General features: G+C 56.3%; 17 protein-coding genes and 3 tRNA genes. 2 read left to right on the forward strand and 18 right to left on the reverse strand.

All coding sequences use genetic code 11. The features are described from left to right. The first annotated feature begins 187 nt into the window (after positions 1-187). The gene (locus NUX24_RS09170; protein WP_257831102.1) at positions 188-1,462 is read left to right on the forward strand and encodes an MFS transporter; all 1,275 of its coding nucleotides are present in this window, start codon (positions 188-190) and stop codon (positions 1,460-1,462) included. A 78-nt stretch (positions 1,463-1,540) separates the two neighbouring features. Here the strand turns inward: NUX24_RS09170 and rlmB are convergent, their stop codons facing one another. The 14 genes from rlmB to nnr form a co-directional block, all read right to left on the reverse strand. Beyond that, positions 1,541-2,275 carry a 23S rRNA (guanosine(2251)-2'-O)-methyltransferase RlmB gene (gene rlmB, locus NUX24_RS09175; RefSeq protein WP_257831104.1) on the reverse strand — a complete coding sequence of 245 codons (735 nt, stop codon included), beginning with the start codon at positions 2,273-2,275 and terminating at the stop codon, positions 1,541-1,543. 65 nt (positions 2,276-2,340) lie between these two features. Then, a complete protein-coding gene (gene rnr / locus NUX24_RS09180; protein ID WP_033144465.1) occupies positions 2,341-4,785 on the reverse strand; it encodes a ribonuclease R in 2,445 nt (814 codons plus the stop codon). A 38-nt stretch (positions 4,786-4,823) separates the two neighbouring features. Next, on the reverse strand, positions 4,824-5,249 hold the full coding sequence (nsrR, locus tag NUX24_RS09185; RefSeq protein ID WP_023310139.1) for a nitric oxide-sensing transcriptional repressor NsrR: 426 nt from the start codon (positions 5,247-5,249) through the stop codon (positions 4,824-4,826). Between the two features lie 192 nt (positions 5,250-5,441). Beyond that, positions 5,442-6,740 (reverse strand): adenylosuccinate synthase, encoded by a 1,299-nt coding sequence (locus tag NUX24_RS09190; protein ID WP_024907332.1) that lies wholly within the window; start codon positions 6,738-6,740, stop codon positions 5,442-5,444. A gap of 103 nt (positions 6,741-6,843) precedes the next feature. Further along, complete coding sequence (locus NUX24_RS09195; RefSeq protein ID WP_003855996.1) at positions 6,844-7,041, reverse strand: DUF2065 domain-containing protein; 198 nt, start codon at positions 7,039-7,041, stop codon at positions 6,844-6,846. A 71-nt stretch (positions 7,042-7,112) separates the two neighbouring features. Continuing rightward, the gene (hflC, locus tag NUX24_RS09200; protein ID WP_023334250.1) at positions 7,113-8,117 is read right to left on the reverse strand and encodes a protease modulator HflC; all 1,005 of its coding nucleotides are present in this window, start codon (positions 8,115-8,117) and stop codon (positions 7,113-7,115) included. A 2-nt stretch (positions 8,118-8,119) separates the two neighbouring features. Next, the gene (gene hflK, locus NUX24_RS09205; RefSeq protein ID WP_045402256.1) at positions 8,120-9,379 is read right to left on the reverse strand and encodes an FtsH protease activity modulator HflK; all 1,260 of its coding nucleotides are present in this window, start codon (positions 9,377-9,379) and stop codon (positions 8,120-8,122) included. A gap of 56 nt (positions 9,380-9,435) precedes the next feature. Further along, positions 9,436-10,716, reverse strand: a complete 1,281-nt coding sequence (gene hflX, locus NUX24_RS09210) for a ribosome rescue GTPase HflX (protein WP_257831108.1) — start codon at positions 10,714-10,716, stop codon at positions 9,436-9,438. 74 nt (positions 10,717-10,790) lie between these two features. Next, entirely contained in the window at positions 10,791-11,102 is a 312-nt protein-coding gene (hfq, locus tag NUX24_RS09215) for an RNA chaperone Hfq (RefSeq protein ID WP_008502919.1), read from the reverse strand. Between the two features lie 85 nt (positions 11,103-11,187). Further along, the gene (miaA, locus tag NUX24_RS09220) at positions 11,188-12,138 is read right to left on the reverse strand and encodes a tRNA (adenosine(37)-N6)-dimethylallyltransferase MiaA (protein ID WP_023310135.1); all 951 of its coding nucleotides are present in this window, start codon (positions 12,136-12,138) and stop codon (positions 11,188-11,190) included. Beyond that, the gene (mutL, locus tag NUX24_RS09225; RefSeq protein WP_047652018.1) at positions 12,131-13,975 is read right to left on the reverse strand and encodes a DNA mismatch repair endonuclease MutL; all 1,845 of its coding nucleotides are present in this window, start codon (positions 13,973-13,975) and stop codon (positions 12,131-12,133) included. The genes miaA and mutL overlap by 8 nt, the downstream gene beginning before the upstream one ends. Positions 13,976-13,984: 9 nt before the next feature. Next, positions 13,985-15,316 carry an N-acetylmuramoyl-L-alanine amidase AmiB gene (amiB, locus tag NUX24_RS09230; RefSeq protein WP_126328979.1) on the reverse strand — a complete coding sequence of 444 codons (1,332 nt, stop codon included), beginning with the start codon at positions 15,314-15,316 and terminating at the stop codon, positions 13,985-13,987. 16 nt (positions 15,317-15,332) lie between these two features. After that, a complete protein-coding gene (tsaE, locus tag NUX24_RS09235; protein WP_013095283.1) occupies positions 15,333-15,794 on the reverse strand; it encodes a tRNA (adenosine(37)-N6)-threonylcarbamoyltransferase complex ATPase subunit type 1 TsaE in 462 nt (153 codons plus the stop codon). Continuing rightward, a complete protein-coding gene (gene nnr, locus NUX24_RS09240) occupies positions 15,787-17,310 on the reverse strand; it encodes a bifunctional ADP-dependent NAD(P)H-hydrate dehydratase/NAD(P)H-hydrate epimerase (RefSeq protein WP_257831113.1) in 1,524 nt (507 codons plus the stop codon). Before nnr ends, tsaE begins: the two co-directional genes overlap by 8 nt. Here nnr and queG point away from each other — a divergent pair. Continuing rightward, complete coding sequence (gene queG / locus NUX24_RS09245) at positions 17,309-18,448, forward strand: tRNA epoxyqueuosine(34) reductase QueG (RefSeq protein ID WP_257831115.1); 1,140 nt, start codon at positions 17,309-17,311, stop codon at positions 18,446-18,448. The two genes, nnr and queG, sit on opposite strands and share 2 nt — an antisense overlap. 270 nt (positions 18,449-18,718) lie before the next feature. Here the strand turns inward: queG and NUX24_RS09250 are convergent. The 4 genes from NUX24_RS09250 to orn all read right to left on the reverse strand — a co-directional run bounded on the left by NUX24_RS09250 (position 18,719) and on the right by orn (position 19,760). Next, positions 18,719-18,794 (reverse strand) — tRNA-Gly (locus NUX24_RS09250). A gap of 36 nt (positions 18,795-18,830) precedes the next feature. Then, positions 18,831-18,906, reverse strand: a tRNA-Gly gene (locus NUX24_RS09255). Between the two features lie 36 nt (positions 18,907-18,942). Next, a tRNA-Gly gene (locus NUX24_RS09260) sits at positions 18,943-19,018 on the reverse strand. A 196-nt stretch (positions 19,019-19,214) separates the two neighbouring features. Next, positions 19,215-19,760: an oligoribonuclease gene (orn, locus tag NUX24_RS09265; protein WP_023310130.1), complete on the reverse strand. Its 546-nt coding sequence runs from the start codon at positions 19,758-19,760 to the stop codon at positions 19,215-19,217. Positions 19,761-19,848 lie beyond the last annotated feature (88 nt).

The following is a 19,848-nucleotide window of genomic DNA, read 5'->3' on the forward strand; positions in this document are numbered from 1 at the left end:
TCCCTCCTTCAGTGGCAATGACGATAAGTATGGACAGACCGCGCTCGCGCTGCATGGGAGGGGAGTCACACGTTCACGATCCCGCTGATATCATTCGTGAAATAGCTCACAGAACATAAGAATAAACTATTTCATGACCTCGCTTTTGTTGAATAATTTATTCTTACCCTTTTCAGTGAGGATCGTTATGCAACCGGATGCGCACAAGCGAGCATTAATTGCAGGCTCCATTGGTAACTTTATCGAGTGGTATGAGTTTGCGGTCTACGGTTTTCTGGCGACCGTCATTGCGAAGAACTTCTTCCAGCTTGAAGGGGAAGCGGGGCTTACCAGCCTGATCCTCACCTACGCCTCATTCGCCATCGCCTTTTTCTTCCGTCCGCTGGGCGCGGTGGTGTTTGGCCGCATCGGCGACCGGATTGGCCGTAAGCCGACGCTCATCATTGTGCTGGTATTGATGACGCTCGCTACCGCCGCCATCGGCGTTGTGCCGGTCTATGCCAGCATCGGGATTGCCGCGCCGCTCATTATTACGCTGCTGCGCATCCTGCAGGGGCTGTTCGCGGGCGGCGAGTACGGCGGTGCGGTCTCGCTGATGACGGAATTCGCCCCGCGCGGCAAGCGTGGGCTCTATGGCGCGTGGCAGTCCTTTACCGTGGCGCTGGGGCTGTTAGCGGGCGCAGGCATCGTGGCGCTACTCTCCGCCCTCCTCACGCCTGAAGCCCTGCACGAGTGGGGCTGGCGTATTCCGTTCTTCCTGGCGCTGCCTATGGGCGTCGTTGCGCTGTGGCTTCGCGTCAGCATGGAGGAGACGCCCAGCTTTGTGCAGCAGCAGGACAAACCGGCTGTCGCTCAGGCGGATACTGCCGCCACGCTCCGGGCCATCGTAATGGGGATTGGCCGCGTGATGGTCTGGTCTGCGGCGGGGTATACCTACCTGGTGATTATGCCGACCTATCTTCAGTCGGCGCTGCACACCGGGTTCAACCAGGCGCTGTTGATAGCGGTGATTTCGAACGTTGGTTTTGCGCTGACCATCATTCCGTCGGGGATCCTGAGCGACCGGATCGGGCGCCGCACGGTGATGATTCTCGCCACCGCGCTGCTGCTGATCCTCGCCCTGCCGCTGCTGAAAATCCTGCAGGCGGAGTCGAGTACGCTGGCGGTGAAGGCTGGTGTGGTACTGATTGCGGGCGGTCTGGTGGGCATGCTGGCGGGGCCGGGCCCGGCGATGCTGTCTGAGATGTTCCCAACGCGCGTGCGCTATACGGGGCTGGGGCTGGCCTACTCGTTGTCGAACGCGATTTTCTCGGGATGCGCAGGGCTAATCATTACCGGGCTGATTAAGCAGACGGGCAATCTGGATATTCCGGCGTATTACGTGATGGCGACGGCGGTAGTGAGTATTTTCGCGCTGATGACGCTGAGGAAGGATGACCATTTGCGGTCGCTGGAAGAGTGAGGTTGTCACCGTCTGGTGCCCTCTCCCACGGGAAGAGGGAGAAAACACAAAAGGCCGTCCTGTGGACGGCCTTGCTGTTTATGCTCCCCGCTGACGCACCGCTTCAAACAGGCAGATGCCCGTCGCAACGGAAACGTTCAGGGACGACACGCTGCCCGCCATCGGGATGCTGATCAGCTCGTCACAGTGCTCGCGGGTGAGACGACGCATGCCTTCGCCCTCTGCGCCCATCACCAGCGCCAGACGGCCGGTAATTTTGCTCTGGTATAGAGTATGATCCGCTTCACCGGCGGTACCGACGATCCAGACGTTCTCTTCCTGCAGCAGACGCATGGTACGCGCCAGGTTAGTCACGCGGATCAGCGGAACGTTTTCCGCCGCGCCGCAGGCCACCTTCTTCGCCGTCGCGTTCAGCTGCGCGGAGCGATCTTTCGGCACGATAACCGCATGCACGCCCGCCGCATCCGCACTGCGCAGGCACGCGCCGAGGTTGTGCGGATCGGTAACGCCGTCGAGGATCAGGAAGAACGGGTTATCCAGCCCGGCAATCAGATCCGGCAGATCGTTTTCCTGATACTGACGACCCGGCTTCACGCGGGCAATGATCCCCTGGTGAACCGCGCCTTCGCTTTTCTCATCCAGGAACTGGCGGTTCGCCAGCTGGATCACCACGCCCTGCGCTTCCAGCGCGTGGATCAGCGGCATCAGACGCTTATCTTCACGCCCTTTCAGAATAAACACTTCCTGAAAACGCTCCGGTGCGCGCTCGAGAAGGGCCTGCACCGCGTGGATGCCGTAAATCATTTCACTCATTGATGGTTCTCGTAATAAGTATTTCCCCTCCCCCGCTGGGGAGAGGGTCAGGTTGAGGGGAGAATTTACTCCGCCTGCTTTTTCTTGGCCGCGCGCTTCGCTTTGGTGGCGGCAGCGATTTTCTGCGTTTTCGCGGAAGGTTTTTTCGCTGAGCGGGCTTCTTTCTTCGCCGCCTTCGGCTTCTGTTTCTTCTCGCCGCGGAACGCGCTGTCCGGCTCGAAGTTTACCTTCTTGCCCGCCTGACGACGTTTACCGCCGCCCGGTTTACCGTTACCGGTTTTTTTCGCCCTTTCACGCTCGGTTTTACCAACGTTACGCGGGGCGCGCTCGCTGGAGATCAGGCTGAAGTCGATCTTACGGTCGTCCATATTCACGGCTTCGACCTTCACTTCTACACGGTCGCCCAGACGGTAAGTCTGGCCGCCAGATTCGCCAATCAGGCGCTGGCCGACCTGGTCGAAACGGTAGTAGTCGTTATCCAGGCTGGAGACGTGCACCAGACCGTCGATGAACAGCTCGTCCAGACGAACGAAGAAACCAAAGCCGGTCACGCTGGCAATCACGCCTTTGAAGACGTTACCGACCTGATCGAGCATAAAGTCACACTTCAGCCAGTCCGCCACGTCGCGTGTTGCTTCATCGGCACGACGTTCGGCCATGGAGCAGTGCTGACCCAGCTGCAGCATCTCTTCCATCGAATAGTGGTAGCCGCCGGTTTCGGTGGTGTTCCCTTTATGGCCCTGCTCCTGCGCCAGCAGATACTTGATCGCACGGTGCAGAGAGAGGTCAGGATAACGACGGATCGGCGACGTAAAGTGGGCGTAAGACTGCAGCGCCAGGCCGAAGTGGCCGCGGTTTTCCGGATCGTAAATCGCCTGCTTCATAGAGCGCAGCAGCATCGTCTGCAGCATTTCTGCGTCAGGACGGTCGCTAATGGATTCCAGCAGCTCGGCGTAATCGCGCGGCTCTGGCTTGTTGCCTCCGGGCAGTTCCAGACCCAGTTCAGCCAGCACGGAGCGGAACGACGTAATGGCTTCCGTGGTCGGCTTATCGTGAATACGGAACAGCGCAGGCTCTTTGGCTTTCTCTACGAATCGTGCCGCCGAGATGTTCGCCAGAATCATACACTCTTCGATCAGCTTGTGCGCATCGTTACGCTGGGTCTGCTCGATACGCTCAATACGGCGTTCAGCGTTGAAGATGAATTTCGCTTCTTCGCTCTCAAACGAGATCCCGCCGCGCTCTTCGCGCGCCTGATCCAGCGTTTTGTAGAGGTTATGCAGCTCTTCGATATGTTTGACCAGCGGCGCGTACTGCTCGCGCAGATCCTGGTCGCCCTGCAGCATATGCCAGACCTTGGTATAGGTCAGACGGGCGTGCGAGCTCATCACCGCTTCGTAGAATTTGTAGCCGGTTAAGCGCCCTTTGGTGGAGATGGTCATCTCGCAAACCATACAGAGGCGGTCAACCTGCGGGTTCAGGGAGCACAGGCCGTTAGACAGCACTTCCGGCAGCATCGGCACGACCTGGGACGGGAAGTAGACCGAGGTACCGCGGCTGCGGGCTTCGTTATCCAGCGGGGTGTGCGGACGAACATAGTAGCTTACGTCTGCAATAGCGACCCACAGGCGCCAGCCGCCGCCGCGTTTTTTCTCGCAATAGACGGCGTCATCAAAGTCGCGGGCGTCTTCGCCATCAATAGTGACCAGCGGCAGGGAGCGCAGATCCACGCGGCCCACCTTGGACTCTTCCGGCACTTCTTCGCGCAGGCTTTCGATCTGCTCTTCAACCGCTTTCGGCCAGATGTACGGAATTTCATGGGTACGCAGCGCCATATCAACGGCCATGGTAGTGCCCATGTTGTCGCCAAGTACTTCGACGATTTTACCTACCGCTTTAGTGCGACGGGTTGGGCGCTGGGTGAGTTCCACCACCACCACAAAGCCCATGCGGGCGCCCATCACCTCTTCAGGTGGGATCAGAATGTCGAAGCTCAGACGGCTGTCGTCCGGTACCACGAAGCCCACGCCCGCGTCGGTAAAGTAGCGGCCGACGATCTGGCTGGTTTTTGGCACCAGAACGCGCACGACGCGCGCTTCGCGGCGACCTTTACGGTCAGCGCCCAGCGGCTGGGCCAGGATCTGGTCGCCGTGAATGCACATTTTCATCTGTTCAGATGAGAGATACAGATCGTCCTTACGGCCTTCCACGCGCAGGAAGCCGAAGCCATCGCGGTGACCAATGACGGTCCCTTTCAGCAGATCGAGGCGTTCTGGCAGCGCGTAGCACTGGCGGCGGGTAAAGACCAACTGCCCGTCACGCTCCATCGCGCGCAGGCGGCGGCGAAGGGCTTCAATTTGCTCTTCACCTTCAATGTTTAATTCAACGGCAAGTTCTTCACGATTGGCGGGTTTTTCGCGTTTTGTTAAGTGTTCAATGATGAACTCGCGGCTGGGAATAGGATTCGCGTATTTTTCGGCTTCGCGTTCCTGGAAAGGATCATGTGACATGTCGGTTCCTCCGTTGTCAGCTCCGGTGGAAATTTTCTTCATTCCACCAGCAATAATTTATAAAGCGGTTGATTCTCTTCAACCAAATCGGCCAGCGTGTAGTTATCCAGTTCCATGAGAAAACTTTGCACGGCCTTTGAAAGCGCCTTTTTCAGGCGGCAAGCGGGCGTGATGTGGCAGAACTCGCTGCTGCAGTTCACCAGAGACAGCGGCTCCAGTTCACGTACCACATCGCCAACACGAATACTCTGTGCCGGTTTACCGAGACGGATCCCACCATTCTTCCCTCGGACGGCAGCAACGTATCCGGCACGACTAAGTTGATTGATTATTTTGACCATATGATTACGGGATACGCCGTAGACCTCTGTAACTTCAGAGATACTGGTCATCTTCCCATCGGGTAACGACGCCATGTAAATCAGCGCACGTAAGCCGTAATCGGTGAAACTTGTTAACTGCACATCAACCTCAGGAAAAAGGGAAAACGCGGTTAAACCGCAGAGATATTCATTAATGATGATAAACCAGCCAGATAGTGAGCGGCTAATTTATTTGACAGACGGGGCGAAAAAGCGGAGATCCAGGAGCGGTCGCCGGATGGCGCTACGCTTATCCGGCCTGCGGGTCTCCCCGCAGGCCAGCAGTCACGAAGATTATGCGTCGAACGGGTCGCGCAGGATCATCGTTTCAGTACGATCCGGGCCGGTAGAAATAATATCGATCGGCACTTCGGTCAGTTCTTCAATGCGCTTGATGTAATCCAGCGCCGCCTGCGGCAGGCCGCTACGCTCTTTCACACCGAAAGTGGTCTCAGACCAGCCCGGCATGGTTTCGTAGATTGGCTCAATGCCTTCCCAGTCGTCAGCAGCCAGCGGAGTGGTGGTCACTTCGCGGCCATCTGGCATACGGTAGCCTACGCAGATTTTCACTTCTTTCAGGCCGTCCAGTACGTCCAGCTTGGTCAGGCAGAAGCCAGACAGGGAGTTGATCTGCACTGCACGACGCACTGCAACCGCATCCAGCCAGCCGGTACGACGACGACGACCGGTGGTCGCGCCAAACTCGTTACCCTGCTTGCACAGGAACTCGCCGGTTTCATCAAACAGTTCGGTCGGGAATGGACCCGCACCCACGCGAGTGGAGTACGCTTTGATGATGCCCAGCACGTAATCCACATAACGTGGACCCAGGCCAGAGCCGGTCGCCACGCCACCTGCAGTGGTGTTAGAGGACGTTACGTACGGATAGGTACCGTGGTCGATGTCCAGCAGCGTACCCTGCGCACCTTCGAACATGACGAAATCGCCACGCTTGCGCGCCTGGTCCAGCAGATCGGACACATCAACAACCATACCGGTCAGAATGTCAGCGATTGCCATGACGTCATCCAGCACTTTCTGGTAGTCAACAGCGTCAGCTTTGTAGAAGTTCACCAGCTGGAAGTTGTGATATTCCATCACTTCTTTCAGTTTTTCAGCGAAGGTTGCTTTGTCGAAGAGGTCGCCCACGCGCAGACCGCGACGTGCAACTTTATCTTCGTAAGCCGGGCCGATACCACGACCGGTGGTGCCGATCGCTTTCGCGCCGCGCGCTTTCTCACGCGCGACGTCCAGCGCCACGTGATAATCCAGGATCAGCGGGCAGGCTTCAGAGAGCAGCAGACGCTCACGAACAGGGATACCACGGTCTTCCAGACCTTTCATCTCTTTCATCAGCGCAGCAGGAGACAGCACAACGCCGTTACCGATGATGCTGGTGACGTTATCACGAAGAATGCCTGATGGAATAAGATGGAGGACGGTTTTTTCACCGTTGATTACGAGAGTATGGCCTGCGTTGTGACCGCCCTGGTAGCGTACAACATATTTAGCCCGTTCAGTCAGAAGATCAACAATCTTCCCTTTACCTTCGTCACCCCATTGGGTGCCCAGTACGACGACGTTGTTACCCATTTTTTCAAAATCACCGTTTGCTTAAAAATGGATTCTACCATCGCTTTTTCAGATATACAGCACTTTTTGACCTCAAAATACGCCGATTGCGCCTACTTTTTGATCAGCCAATCGTTTTCCTCAACATGTAGTAGATCACAATGCCCGCAACCACAAGACCGCCACCAAAACGACGTAAAATATTATCCGGCAGCTGGCTCATCGTGGCGATCATTCGGCGCCAGGCGCGCGGATAAAGCATCGGTCCAAGACCTTCCAGCACCAGGACCAGGGCCAGTGCGAGCCAGATCGTTGAATTCATTTTTATTCCTTATAAAAGAAAACCACCGCTCCGTTGAGAGCGGTGGTTTGAATACTCAAACGAGCCTGAGTTTATCGCGTTGCGTTAGTCGGCGTCTTCATATAACGGAAGAAATCGCTGTCCGGGCTGAGCACCATCACATCCTGGTTGCTCTGGAAGCTATTCTCGTAAGCGCGCAGGCTACGGATAAAGGCGTAGAAGTCAGGATCCTGGCTGAAGGCATCCGCGAACAGCTTCGCCGCTTCGGCATCGCCTTCACCGCGCAGGATACGGCCCTGGCGCTCAGATTCCGCCAGCGTCTTGGTGACTTCATAGTCCGCTGCGGCACGCAGCTTCTCAGCCTCTTCCTGGCCCTGTGAACGGTGACGACGGGCTACCGCTTCACGCTCGGCGCGCATACGGTTGTAAATCGCCTCGGACACTTCCACCGGCAGGTTGATCTGCTTAATACGCACGTCAACGACTTCGATACCCAGCGCAGCCATACTGTTCGGGTTGATCACCGGCACTTTACCGTTGGTCTCCGCCTGAACGCGTTCAGCCGCTTTGGCAATCGCATCATCTGCTGCTGGCGTTGAAACTTCATCTTCCGTGCCCGCTGTACCGGAGTTCAGCGCATCGCGTACTTCCAGGGTCAGACGACCACGGGAGTCGGTCACGATGTCTTTCACATCAAGACGACCAATCTCGGAACGCAGACGGTCAGAGAACTTACGTTTCAGCAGCACTTCTGCCTGAGAAACATCGCCACCGCCCGTTGCCAGGAAGTAACGGCTGAAGTCGCTGATACGCCATTTGATGTAGGAATCAACGATCAGGTCTTTCTTCTCTTTGGTCACGAAACGGTCGGCCTGGTTATCCATGGTCTGGATACGCGCATCAAGCGTTTTCACTGACTGAATGAAAGGCACCTTGAAGTGCAGACCCGGTTCGTAAATCACCGGGCGTTTGTCGCCATCACGCACGACGCTGCTGAACTGGAACTTGATCCCACGCTCGCCTTCTTTCACCACAAAGATCGAGGTATAAAGCGCGACCAGTACGATGACGATGATCGCAATAACTGACTTACGCATCCTTATTCCCCCTGACGCTGGTAGTCGTTACGCTGCGCGTTAGCACGGCGTTGGTCCATAATGTCACCATCGTTCGAAGAAGGCGTTGTGTTCGTGCTGGCGCTGCCTGTTGAGGCTGGCGGCAAACGCAGCAGGTTATTCGCTCCGCTGGTGTCGCCTTTCGCTGCTGGTGCAGAACCGCCTTTCAGCATCTGATCCAGCGGCAGAACCATCAGGTTTCCGCCTTTGTTGTCGTTAACCAACACTTTGCGGGTGTGGCTCAGCACTTTTTCCATGGTCTCGATATAGAGACGCTCACGGGTAATTTCCGGTGCCGCTTTATATTCCGGCAGGATCTTCGCGAAGCGGGCCACTTCACCCTGTGCTTCCAGGATGGTCTGGGTCTTATACGCGCGCGCTTCTTCCAGAATACGCTGCGCCTGACCGTTAGCGCGTGGCTGAACTTCGTTGGTGTACGCTTCTGCTTCACGGATGTACTGCTGTTCGTTTTCACGGGCAGCAATCGCATCGTCAAATGCGGCTTTCACCTCTTCCGGCGGACGCGCAGCCTGGAAGTTGACGTCCAGCAGGGTAATACCCATGTTGTACGGACGAATGGTCTCTTCCAGCTCGCGCTGGGTATCGCTACGAATAACGGTACGACCTTCGGTCAGAATACGGTCCATGGTGTATTTACCGATCACACCGCGCAGGGCGCTGTCGGTCGCCTGACGCAGGCTGTCATCGGCGCTGGTCACGCTAAACAGATAACGCTCAGGATCGGTCACGCGGTACTGAACGTTCATCTCAACGCGCACCACGTTTTCGTCAGAGGTCAGCATCACGCCAGAGGCGGCCAGTTCACGGACAGATTCCACGTTAACCGCGGTCACGTCATCAATGAAAGTCGGCTTCCAGTTCAGACCCGGCTCAACCAGATGGCTGAACTTACCGAAACGGGTGACTACGCCGCGTTCTGCTTCTTTAATGGTGTAGAACCCGCTGGCTGCCCAGATGATGACTACCGCAGCGGCCACGATGCCCACTACGCGGCCACCCATTGGCGGGCGCGAACTCTGAGTGGAATTGCCACCCGAGCCAGAACCTTTTCCTCCGCCAAGGCCACCAAGCTTCTTGCTCAGTTTGCGGAAGATATCATCCAGATCCGGCGGCCCCTGCTCGCGACCACCTTTGTTGCCATTTCCCTCAGAGTTGCCGCCAGGTTTGCTGCTTCCCCACGGGTCGCGGTCTTGTCCGTTATTACCGGGCTGATTCCACGCCATGTATATGCTCCATATTTGTTATGCAAGGGCGAATTATTCAGGCATCCCCTTTCTGATCAGACGACATAGTCGACCAGCGCAGGTTCTTGTTTACAGAGGCGACGCCAGTCAACGATCGGCATACGCACCTGCATCCCCACGCTGCCGTCATCCTCCATCCACTCTTTTTCTATCGCCTGAAGCTGATAAAACCGGCTGCGCAGCCTGCCTTCCTGTGGCGGCAGTCGCAGCGTGTGCTGAGCTACCTCACCGGAAAGACGTTCTGTCAAAGCCTGGAAAAGCAGTGGCACACCAATACCGGTCTGGGCAGAAAGCCAGACCCGAATCGGTTTGTTTTCTTCATCTCTGTCGATACGCGGTTCGAAATCGTCCAGCATATCGATCTTGTTCATGACCAACAGCGTGGGGATCTCGTGGGCGTCGATCTCTTCGAGCACCACGTTCACCGCGTCGATGTTCTCCTGCACGCGCACGTCTGCCGCATCAATCACGTGCAGCAGCAGAGTCGCCTGTCGCGTCTCCTGCAGGGTGGCTTTAAACGCCGCCACCAGGTCATGCGGCAGGTGGCGGATAAACCCTACGGTATCCGCCAGCACCGTTTCACCGACGTCTGCAACGTCAATACGGCGCAGCGTAGGGTCCAGGGTCGCAAACAGCTGGTCTGCGGCATACACCTGGGCCTCGGTTATCTGGTTAAACAGGGTGGATTTACCGGCGTTGGTATAGCCCACCAGCGACACCGTCGGGATATCGGCTTTGGTTCGCGCCCGACGCCCCTGTTCGCGCTGTTTCTCTACACGTTCCAGACGTGAAAGGATCTGGGTAATTCGGCCACGCAGCAAACGACGGTCGGTTTCGAGCTGGGTTTCACCCGGGCCGCGCAAACCAATCCCGCCTTTTTGTCTTTCAAGGTGTGTCCAGCCACGCACCAGACGCGTTGCCAGATGGCGCAGCTGCGCCAGCTCAACCTGCAGTTTCCCTTCGTGGGTACGTGCGCGCTGAGCAAAAATATCTAAAATCAAACCCGTGCGATCGATAACACGGCATTCGCAAAGGGCTTCCAGGTTGCGCTCCTGGGCTGGAGACAGCGCATGATCAAATAACACGACTGACGCGCCGGTTGCTTTTACGGCATCCGCAATTTCGACTGCTTTACCTTCACCAACAAAATACTTTGGGTGCGGCGCTTTACGGCTACCGGTAATCACCTGCATTGCTTCGACACCGGCGGAAGAGACCAGAGATTCAAACTCCTGGAGGTCTTCCATATCTTTGTCTTGCGAAAAATAGATGTGTACCAGCACCGCCTGCTCACCGGCATCATAACGGTCAAACAAGCGTAAACCTCTCTAAAAAGATCAGCGGGGAACGCAGGATCCCTGGCTCCCCGTGTGGATAACAGTGCGAAACCTTATTCGGTCTCGTCGCTGTCCTGCGCCGGCGTTGAAGAACCCTGCGCGTTGCTGCCATGATGGTAGTTACTACCTGTGCCGCCGCCAGCGTTATTGCTGTGATGAGATACCGGACGGGACGGAACAACAGTAGAAATAGCGTGCTTGTAGACCATCTGACTGACCGTGTTTTTCAACAGAATCACAAACTGATCGAAAGACTCAATCTGACCTTGCAGCTTAATACCATTCACCAAATAAATAGAAACTGGAACACGTTCCCGACGCAATGCGTTCAGGAACGGATCTTGTAAAGATTGCCCCTTAGCCATTCTATCTTTTCCTTATATGCTTGTTTTGTACTTAGAACCTTGCGATTCTGAAAAATTGCGCACGATACGTCTCAATTGTACACATTCAGTGAGCGATATCACCAACAACCTCAATCACTTCGTTTAACGCCTGTTGCGGTTTTTCACTGTCTAACCAGTGAACACCCTCCCAACCGCGCAACCAGGTGATCTGGCGCTTCGCTAACTGTCTCGTGGCGCAAACACCTCTATAAACCATTTCATCGTATGAAATCTCACCTTCAAGATACGACCACATCTGGCGGTATCCCACACAACGAATGGAAGGCATGTCCGTATGCAAATCTCCACGGGCAAATAGCGCCCGCACTTCTGCTTCAAAATCTGAAGCTAACATCTGATGAAAACGCTGCTCAATTCGCTGATGGAGCAGTTCACGGCTCGCCGGGGCGATGGCGAACTGATGCACCTGATACGGCAGAGCGTCTCCTGACGTTTGCGTCAGTTCCGTTAAAGTTTTACCCGAAATGAAAAAAACTTCCAGTGCCCGGGAAAGCCTTTGCGGATCATTTGGATGGATCCGTGCTGCAGCAACCGGGTCAATCTCCGCCAGTTGCTGATGCAAAACGTCCCAACCCTGCTCTGCCGCCTGCTGCTCAATTTTCGCTCTTATTTCCGGATCCGCGGATGGCAGAGGTGACAACCCCTCCAGCAACGCCTTGAAATAGAGCATGGTTCCGCCAACCAACAGCGGTATACGTCCCGCCGCCGTTATCTCGGCCATTTCGGCTAAGGCATCCCGGCGGAAATCCGCTGCGGAATAGGCCTGAGCCGGGTCGAGAATATCCAGCAAACGGTGCGGTGCCGCACGCAACTCTTCTGCGTCAGGCTTCGCCGTGCCGATGTCCATCCCCCGGTAGATGAGGGCGGAGTCGACGCTAATCAACTCTACAGGCAAAACTTTACGCAACTCAATGGCTAGCGCCGTTTTGCCGGAGGCCGTTGGGCCCATTAAAAAAATTGCCTTAGGCAGGCTCGCCTTACTTGCGTCAATCATGTTTCAGGGCGTTCATCGCCGTTTGTAAATCAACAGGTTGTAATAACCCACCCGGCGGCGTTTTCACCAGATGCGGACAGAGGCGTTCCACCTCCGCCAGCACGCTAATGGCCTGCGCCATACTCCACGGCGCGTGTTCGCTTGCCAGATGGCGGGCGATCCACTGCGCGGTGTTGGCGGCATCAAACGATGTTTGCTGCGCCAGGTAGCCTATCAGTTCAGGAATCAAGTTTTGTAAATTTTGTTGGCGTAAGGGTAAAGGCACTGCACGAATTGTCACATGTTGTGGTTCGAGCACAGTTTCAATACCCATTTGCGCCAGCTGCGGCTCTGCGCGCTGTAATACCCTCGTTTCTTCAGAGGATATTTTCAGGCGAACCGGAATTAAGAGCGGCTGCGCGCAGGCTGCATTTTCGCCTGGCGTGAGTTGCACCTGCTTGAGCCAGCGTTCGGCGACCGGCAGGGCCAGAAGCATCAGTTTGCCGTCACGTTCAAGCAGTGCCATATCGGGCGCGATAATCGTCAGCACCCGGCCAAAACTTTGGCTATGCCCGTCCAGAGAAGGCTGAGCGGGCGGAATCTGCTCTTTACGCTCCACGGCTGGCGTTTCCAGCAGCTTGCGGTACAACGCGCCCTGCTGCTTCTGATAGCCCGGCTGGGCGTTCGGGTAGTTCGCGCCCGTTGGACGCGGTGCGCTCCCGGCCTGGGAGAAACGCGGAGCTTCCGGTTCACGCGCGACGGCAGGCTCAGCAAAATGGTTGCGGCCCGCCGCCACACGGTTTTCCGGCAGCGGACGCGGTGCAGGGGCGTCGTTTTCCAGCGGCAGCGTTGGCGCTGCCTGCTGCTGCAACACAGTGACCACGCCCTGATAAATAAAGTCGTGAACCAGACGCGACTGGTGGAACCGCACCTCATGTTTGGCAGGATGAACGTTCACATCCACCTGATGGGGGTCGATCTCCAGATAAAGGACGAAAGCAGGCTGCTGATCGGCCCCGAGTTTGTCTTCGCAGGCCTGGCGAATCGCGTGATTGATGAGACGATCGCGCATCATGCGCCCGTTCACGTAGCAATACTGAATTTCAGAGAACGCAGCACTGCTCGCATTTGGATCGGCAACCCAGCCGCGTAAAGCCAGATCGCCGTGCTGCCACTCAATGGCCAGAGCCTGTTCCAGAAACGGCGTCCCGCAGATAGCGCCCAGGCGACGCTCTTTCTGTCCACCTTCCGCCACCGCGCGGTACTGGCGCATCACCTTACCGTTATGGCTGAGGTTGATGGTGACATCGAAACGGGCCAGCGCAATACGGCGGATAATCTCGTCAATATGGCCGAACTCGGTCTTCTCGGTACGCATAAACTTGCGTCGGGCGGGGGTGTTGTAGAATAGATCCAGGACTTCCAGCGTCGTACCGACAGGGTGCGCCGCGGGTTTGACCGTCACATCCATATCGCGCCCTTCGGCGTAAGCCTGCCAGGCTTCCTGCTGTTCAGCGGTACGAGAGGTCAGCGTTAAACGCGAAACGGAGCTGATACTGGCCAGCGCTTCGCCGCGAAAACCGAGGCTAATAATCGCTTCCAGATCGTCCAGAGAGGCGATTTTACTTGTGGCGTGACGAGCCAGCGCCAGCGCCAGCTCCTCTTTTTTAATACCACAGCCGTTGTCGCGAATGCGGATAAGCTTCGCGCCACCGCGTTCGATATCAATATCGATGCGGGTGGCGCCCGCATCGAGGCTGTTTTCCACCAGCTCCTTCACCACCGACGCAGGGCGTTCCACCACCTCACCGGCGGCGATTTGGTTCGCGAGCTGCGGCGGTAGAACCTGAATCGGCATGAATGCTCCTTAGTTGGTCGCGGTCATCTCACCCGGCAGCGCTGCGCTGGCCGTCTGTGCTGAGCCGCTCTGCGGCGCAGACTGCAGAGGATGCGCCTCAAAATAGTTGCGTAAACCCTTATAAATCGCTTCGGCAATTTGCTGCTGATAGCTGTCGCTTCCCAACAGACGCTCTTCACCGTTGTTGCTGATGAAGCCCGTCTCCACAAGGATCGACGGGATATCCGGCGAGCGCAGAACGCCGAGGCTGGCATGTTCCGGACGACGCTTATGCAGCACGCCAACGCTTTGCAGCTGGTTCAATACGTTAGTGGCAACATCATACCCGACGCGCTGAGAATGACCGAACTGTAAATCCAGCACCGCCTGGCTGAGGTACGGATCGGACTGGCTGTTCGCCAGCACGTCGCCCGCGCCGCCTAACAGTTCAGACTGCTTCTCATGCTCTTCAAGCCAGTTGGCCATTTCGCTGTTGGCGCGGCGGTTCGACAGCACCCAAACCGAGGCGCCGGTGGCGCTACGATTCGGTGCGGCGTCCGCATGAATAGAGACCAGGAAGTTCGCGTTTTGCTTACGCGCCACGTCCGAGCGCCCCATTACGGAGATAAAGTAATCCCCGTCGCGGGTCAACACGCCTTTAAACATCGGGTCGTCATTGAGTAGCGAACGCAGCTTACGCGCGATAGCGATAGTCACGTTTTTCTCTCGCGTGCCGCCAGGACCAATCGCCCCGGGATCTTCCCCGCCGTGGCCCGCATCAATGGCGATAATCACTTTGTCACCGCTGACCGTCGCGCGTCGCGCGCTGGCTGCCGGACGTGTCACCGTATTGCTGCTGGTTGCCGCAGTAATGCGATCGTTCTGCGATTTAAAGGGATTACGCGCTGGTTCAGAAGGACGCGGCGTATATACCGGTTCTTCCACGCGCTTCGCTACGACCGGCGGCGGTGGCGGCGCGTCGGCATTGATGGTAAACACCACCGTATAGTTCGCTCCGTTTTGCTGCTTCACCGCCTTCGTTTTGCCCTTTTCGGTCAAATCGACCACCAGACGTAACGACTGGCTATCCTGCGGCGTTCCCGAACGGATACTTTTCACCAGGTTGTTACCGCTGAACCGCAGCGGCAGCCCCTGGATCACGCCTGTTTGTTTGATATCCAGCGCCACGCTGTGGCTGTCTGGCTGTGAAAACGCATATTCAGGATCGCCCATAAAGCTGAACGTGATCCGGGCCTGGCTTTCGCCGTTTGATACCTGAATATCTGAGAGGTTTGCCGCCCCGGCCTGCGCGCACAGCAGCACGGTGGCAGCCAACAACCAACCTTTAACGCGATTTATCATCCCGTCATCCCTACGCTTAACCGGCCAGTCGCGCCAGTAAGGAACTGCCTGATGAGGAAACAGCACTGATGCGTGCCTCACGCCCTTGTGCCTGGTAATCTAAGTGAATTTCGACATCCGGGTCAGGCAGCACACCCGCACCTTGTTGCGGCCACTCCACCAGGCAAATGGCGTCGTTGGCAAAATAATCACGGATCCCCATAAATTCCAGCTCCTCAGGATCCGCAAGGCGGTATAAATCGAAGTGGTACACCATGAGATTTTCAAGGGTGTACGGTTCAACCAGGGTGTAGGTTGGGCTTTTCACATTCCCGTTATGCCCTAACGCCTGCAAAAAACCCCGGCTGAAGGTGGTTTTACCCGCACCTAAATCACCATACAGATAAATGACGGTTGCCCCCTGACAGGCCTGCGCCACGCGCTTGCCGAGTTCTAAAGTGGCTTGTTCATCAGGTAAAGGAATCGCTCGATTAGTCATTTTCTACGTCAATCACATCCGGGTTAACAACACGCCGTAGCGTGCAAAAAAGATCGGTGGCCAGCATGCCGCGTGTACCGTAACGCGCGGCCAGTTTATCCGCCGCGACACCGTGGGCCACGCAGCCCGCGCAGGCTGCATCATAAAGGGGAAGTTTCTGTCCAAGCAATGCGCCAATGATGCCGGAAAGCACATCGCCCATGCCGCCGCTCGCCATACCCGCATTTCCGGCATCAATAATGCCCTGCGTCTCGTCACTGGCGATAACGGTTCCTGCCCCTTTCAAAACAGCAACACCTCCGTAACGTTTTACCAGACGCTGAGCAGAAAGTAAGCGATCGCTTTCAATTTCTGCCACGCTGCAGTTAAGCAGGCGCGCGGCTTCGCCGGGGTGTGGCGTCAGAATGCGATTGTGACGCTTATCCGGGTTTATTGCCAGAAGGTTAAGCGCGTCGGCATCCCACAGCATCGGTTTACGAAAATTCTCGACCTTTTGCAGGGCCTGTTTACCCCATGCCTGCTGCCCAAGACCCGGGCCAATCACCACCACATCCGCCCATTCAAGGCTCTCTTCAAGCGCCTGGGGGGTAAGCTCATGGACCATCAGCTCCGGTCGGGCTGTAACGATCGGCGCAATATTCTCGATGCGAGTGAGTACTCGCACTAATCCGGCACCGCAGCGCAGAGCCGCTTCGCCGGTCATGCGAATCGCACCTGCTGTACCATGATCGCCGCCAATAATCACCAGCCTGCCGTGATCGCCCTTATGGGACGTCGGCCGGCGCGGCGGGAGCCACGCCGCAAGCTGCGACGCATCAAAACGCGCGAGGTGCGTTTCCTGCCCGGCCAGCCAGCTCTCCAGCCCCAGTGCATGGTGGTGCAACATGCCGACCACATCCCGCGCTTTACCGGTCAGTAGCCCCGGCTTGAGGGCGATGAAGGTCACCGTATGTGCAGCCTGAATGACCGCCCCCGGCGTCGCGCCGGTTTGTGCGATTAGGCCTGAGGGAATATCCAGGGCAACTACCGGCGCGGAATGTCTGTTAGAGTGTTCAATCAGCGCGGCAATGTTCTCACGAGGCGCACTGCGTAGCCCGGTACCCAGCAGACCATCAACAATCAGATCCACCTCTTCCGGCCAGACAATATCAGGCGCATGAATCACACCGCCTGCGTTAAGCCACGCCTCCCGCGCCGCGCTGGCCTCTTCCGGCAGCGGTTTATCACTCTCCAGGGCCAGCAACGTCACGCGGATACCTGCCGCAACCGCAAGACGGGCGACGACGTAGCCGTCGCCGCCGTTATTGCCGTGACCGCACAGAATCAGCCAGTGGGCGGCCTGAGGGTACGCGCTGCGGGCAACGTTAAACGCCGCCTCACCTGCGCGCAGCATCAGTTCATAAAGGGTAATCCCGAGGCTGTCTGCGGCCTCTTTTTCGGCGCGCCGGAGGTCATCCGCATGCCAGATGGAGTGTGGTATACTTGCGGGGTTTTTATTCACCGTATGGTCCGTCATGTCACAGCCCCTCGATCTCAATGAATTAGCGCAAAAAATAAAACAGTGGGGTGCTGAGCTTGGCTTCCAGAAGGTGGGAATTACCGATACCGACCTTTCCGCCAGCGAGCCGAAACTGCAGGCCTGGCTGGATAAACAATACCACGGCGAAATGGAATGGATGGCGCGTCATGGCATGATGCGCGCCCGTCCTCACGAGCTTTTGCCGGGCACATTACGCGTCATCAGCGTGCGCATGAACTATCTGCCCGCCAACGCGGCCTTTGCGCGCACGCTAAAAAATCCCTCTTTGGGTTACGTCAGCCGGTACGCCCTGGGACGTGATTACCATAAGCTCTTGCGTAACCGTTTAAAAAAACTCGGGGAAACTATTCAGCAGCACTGTGTTTCGCTGAATTTTAGACCCTTTGTCGATTCTGCGCCTATTCTTGAGCGCCCGATCGCCGAAAAAGCCGGGCTTGGCTGGACAGGTAAGCACTCACTTATCCTCAGCCGCGACGCCGGATCGTTCTTCTTCCTGGGTGAACTGCTGATTGATTTACCGCTGCCGGTAGACGGCCCGGTAGAGGAAGGCTGCGGACGCTGCGTGGCCTGCATGACCATCTGCCCGACGGGTGCCATCGTCGAGCCTTACACCGTGGATGCGCGCCGCTGCATCTCCTACCTCACTATCGAACTGGAAGGCGCCATTCCAGAGGAATTTCGACCGCTTATCGGCAACCGCATCTACGGCTGCGACGACTGCCAGCTGATCTGCCCGTGGAACCGCTATTCGCAGCTCACGGACGAAGAGGATTTCAGCCCGCGTAAGGCGCTGCATGCGCCGCAGCTTATTGATTTATTTGCCTGGACTGAAGCCTGGTTCCTGAAAGTGACGGAAGGTTCGGCCATTCGCCGTATTGGTCATCTGCGCTGGCTGCGTAATGTCGCCGTCGCGCTGGGCAATGCCCCGTGGGATGAAGCGAATATTCGGGCGCTTGAAAGCCGTAGAGGTGAGCACCCACTTCTTGATGAGCACATAGAATGGGCTGTTGCGCAGCAAATAGAGAAGCGTAATGCCTGCGCGATCGAGGTGCAGCTACCGAAGAAACAGCGTCTGGTGAGGGTGATTGAAAAAGGGCTTCTGCGGGATGCCTGAACTATTCACAGCCTGTGAATAAAATTACAAACTCAAGCGCCATCTGGTCTGGAGAAGAGGTCAAGTGATCTCAATAACATTTTTAAATGAAAATTTATCGAATAAATACAGTGCATTACAAAGATATTATTCACCCTGCTAAGCTTTAACCCTGTTTCGGTTAAGCGCAGTTTCTGTGGATAACTCTGTTCACAAGAGTATTTCAGAGACAATAGAAAACGTCCCCAACGATGCTTTTCGCTGTGGATATTTTAGAGATTAAGAAGAATTTGGAGCGGGAAACGAGACTCGAACTCGCGACCCCGACCTTGGCAAGGTCGTGCTCTACCAACTGAGCTATTCCCGCTTGGGTGGTCCGTGCTTTGGAAGCACTTTCAAATTTTGGAGCGGGAAACGAGACTCGAACTCGCGACCCCGACCTTGGCAAGGTCGTGCTCTACCAACTGAGCTATTCCCGCTTGGGTGGTCCGTGCTTTAGAAGCACTTTCAAATTTTGGAGCGGGAAACGAGACTCGAACTCGCGACCCCGACCTTGGCAAGGTCGTGCTCTACCAACTGAGCTATTCCCGCAAATCTGCACTGCTTTTGTTGCTGTCGTAACGTGTAATTCTCTGTCGTTACGGGAGGCGCATTATACGAGAAATCCTTTTAGCTGCAACCCCCCTTAAAGCGATTTTTTCGAAATTAAGTTCAAATGCTTATTTAATCGGCAAGCTGAACAATTTAACGACAAAAACCCGGCCACGCAAGGCGCCGGATCGCAAAATCACAGCTTGATAAAGTTTTCGCGGTAGTAGGAAAGCTCCGCCACGGACTCACGGATATCGTCCATCGCCTGGTGGGTCCCCTGCTTTTTGAAGCCGTCGAGGATTTCAGGCTTCCAGCGACGCGCCAGCTCTTTCAGGGTGCTGACATCCAGATAGCGGTAGTGGAAATATGACTCCAGCTCCGGCATGTACTTAAACAGGAAACGGCGATCCTGGCCGATACTATTCCCACAGATAGGCGATTTGCCTGCCGGAACCCACTGTTTCAGGAACTCAAGCGTCGCCAGCTCCGCTTCGCGATCGCCGAATGTGCTCGCCTTCACGCGCTCCACCAGGCCACTGCCGGTGTGGGTGCGCACGTTCCATTCATCCATCAAAGCCAGCTGGTCGTCGGACTGATGCACCGCAATCGTTGGCCCTTCAGCCAGGATATTCAGGTTGGCGTCCGTCACCAGCGTTGCAATTTCAATGATGCGATCGCGCTCGGGATCCAGCCCGGTCATTTCGAGATCGATCCAAATCAGGTTGTTTTCATCCGCGCTCATGTTATTTTCCACCCTTCTCGCATAACCGGCAGTAGCAGGTTAACTAGTATTAATTAGAGTGTATCATAGAGGTTTTGCCCCTTACGGG

Origin of the sequence: Enterobacter sp. HG048, from assembly GCF_024702055.1 — a bacterium.
In the GTDB taxonomy this organism is placed as follows: domain Bacteria; phylum Pseudomonadota; class Gammaproteobacteria; order Enterobacterales; family Enterobacteriaceae; genus Enterobacter; species Enterobacter dykesii.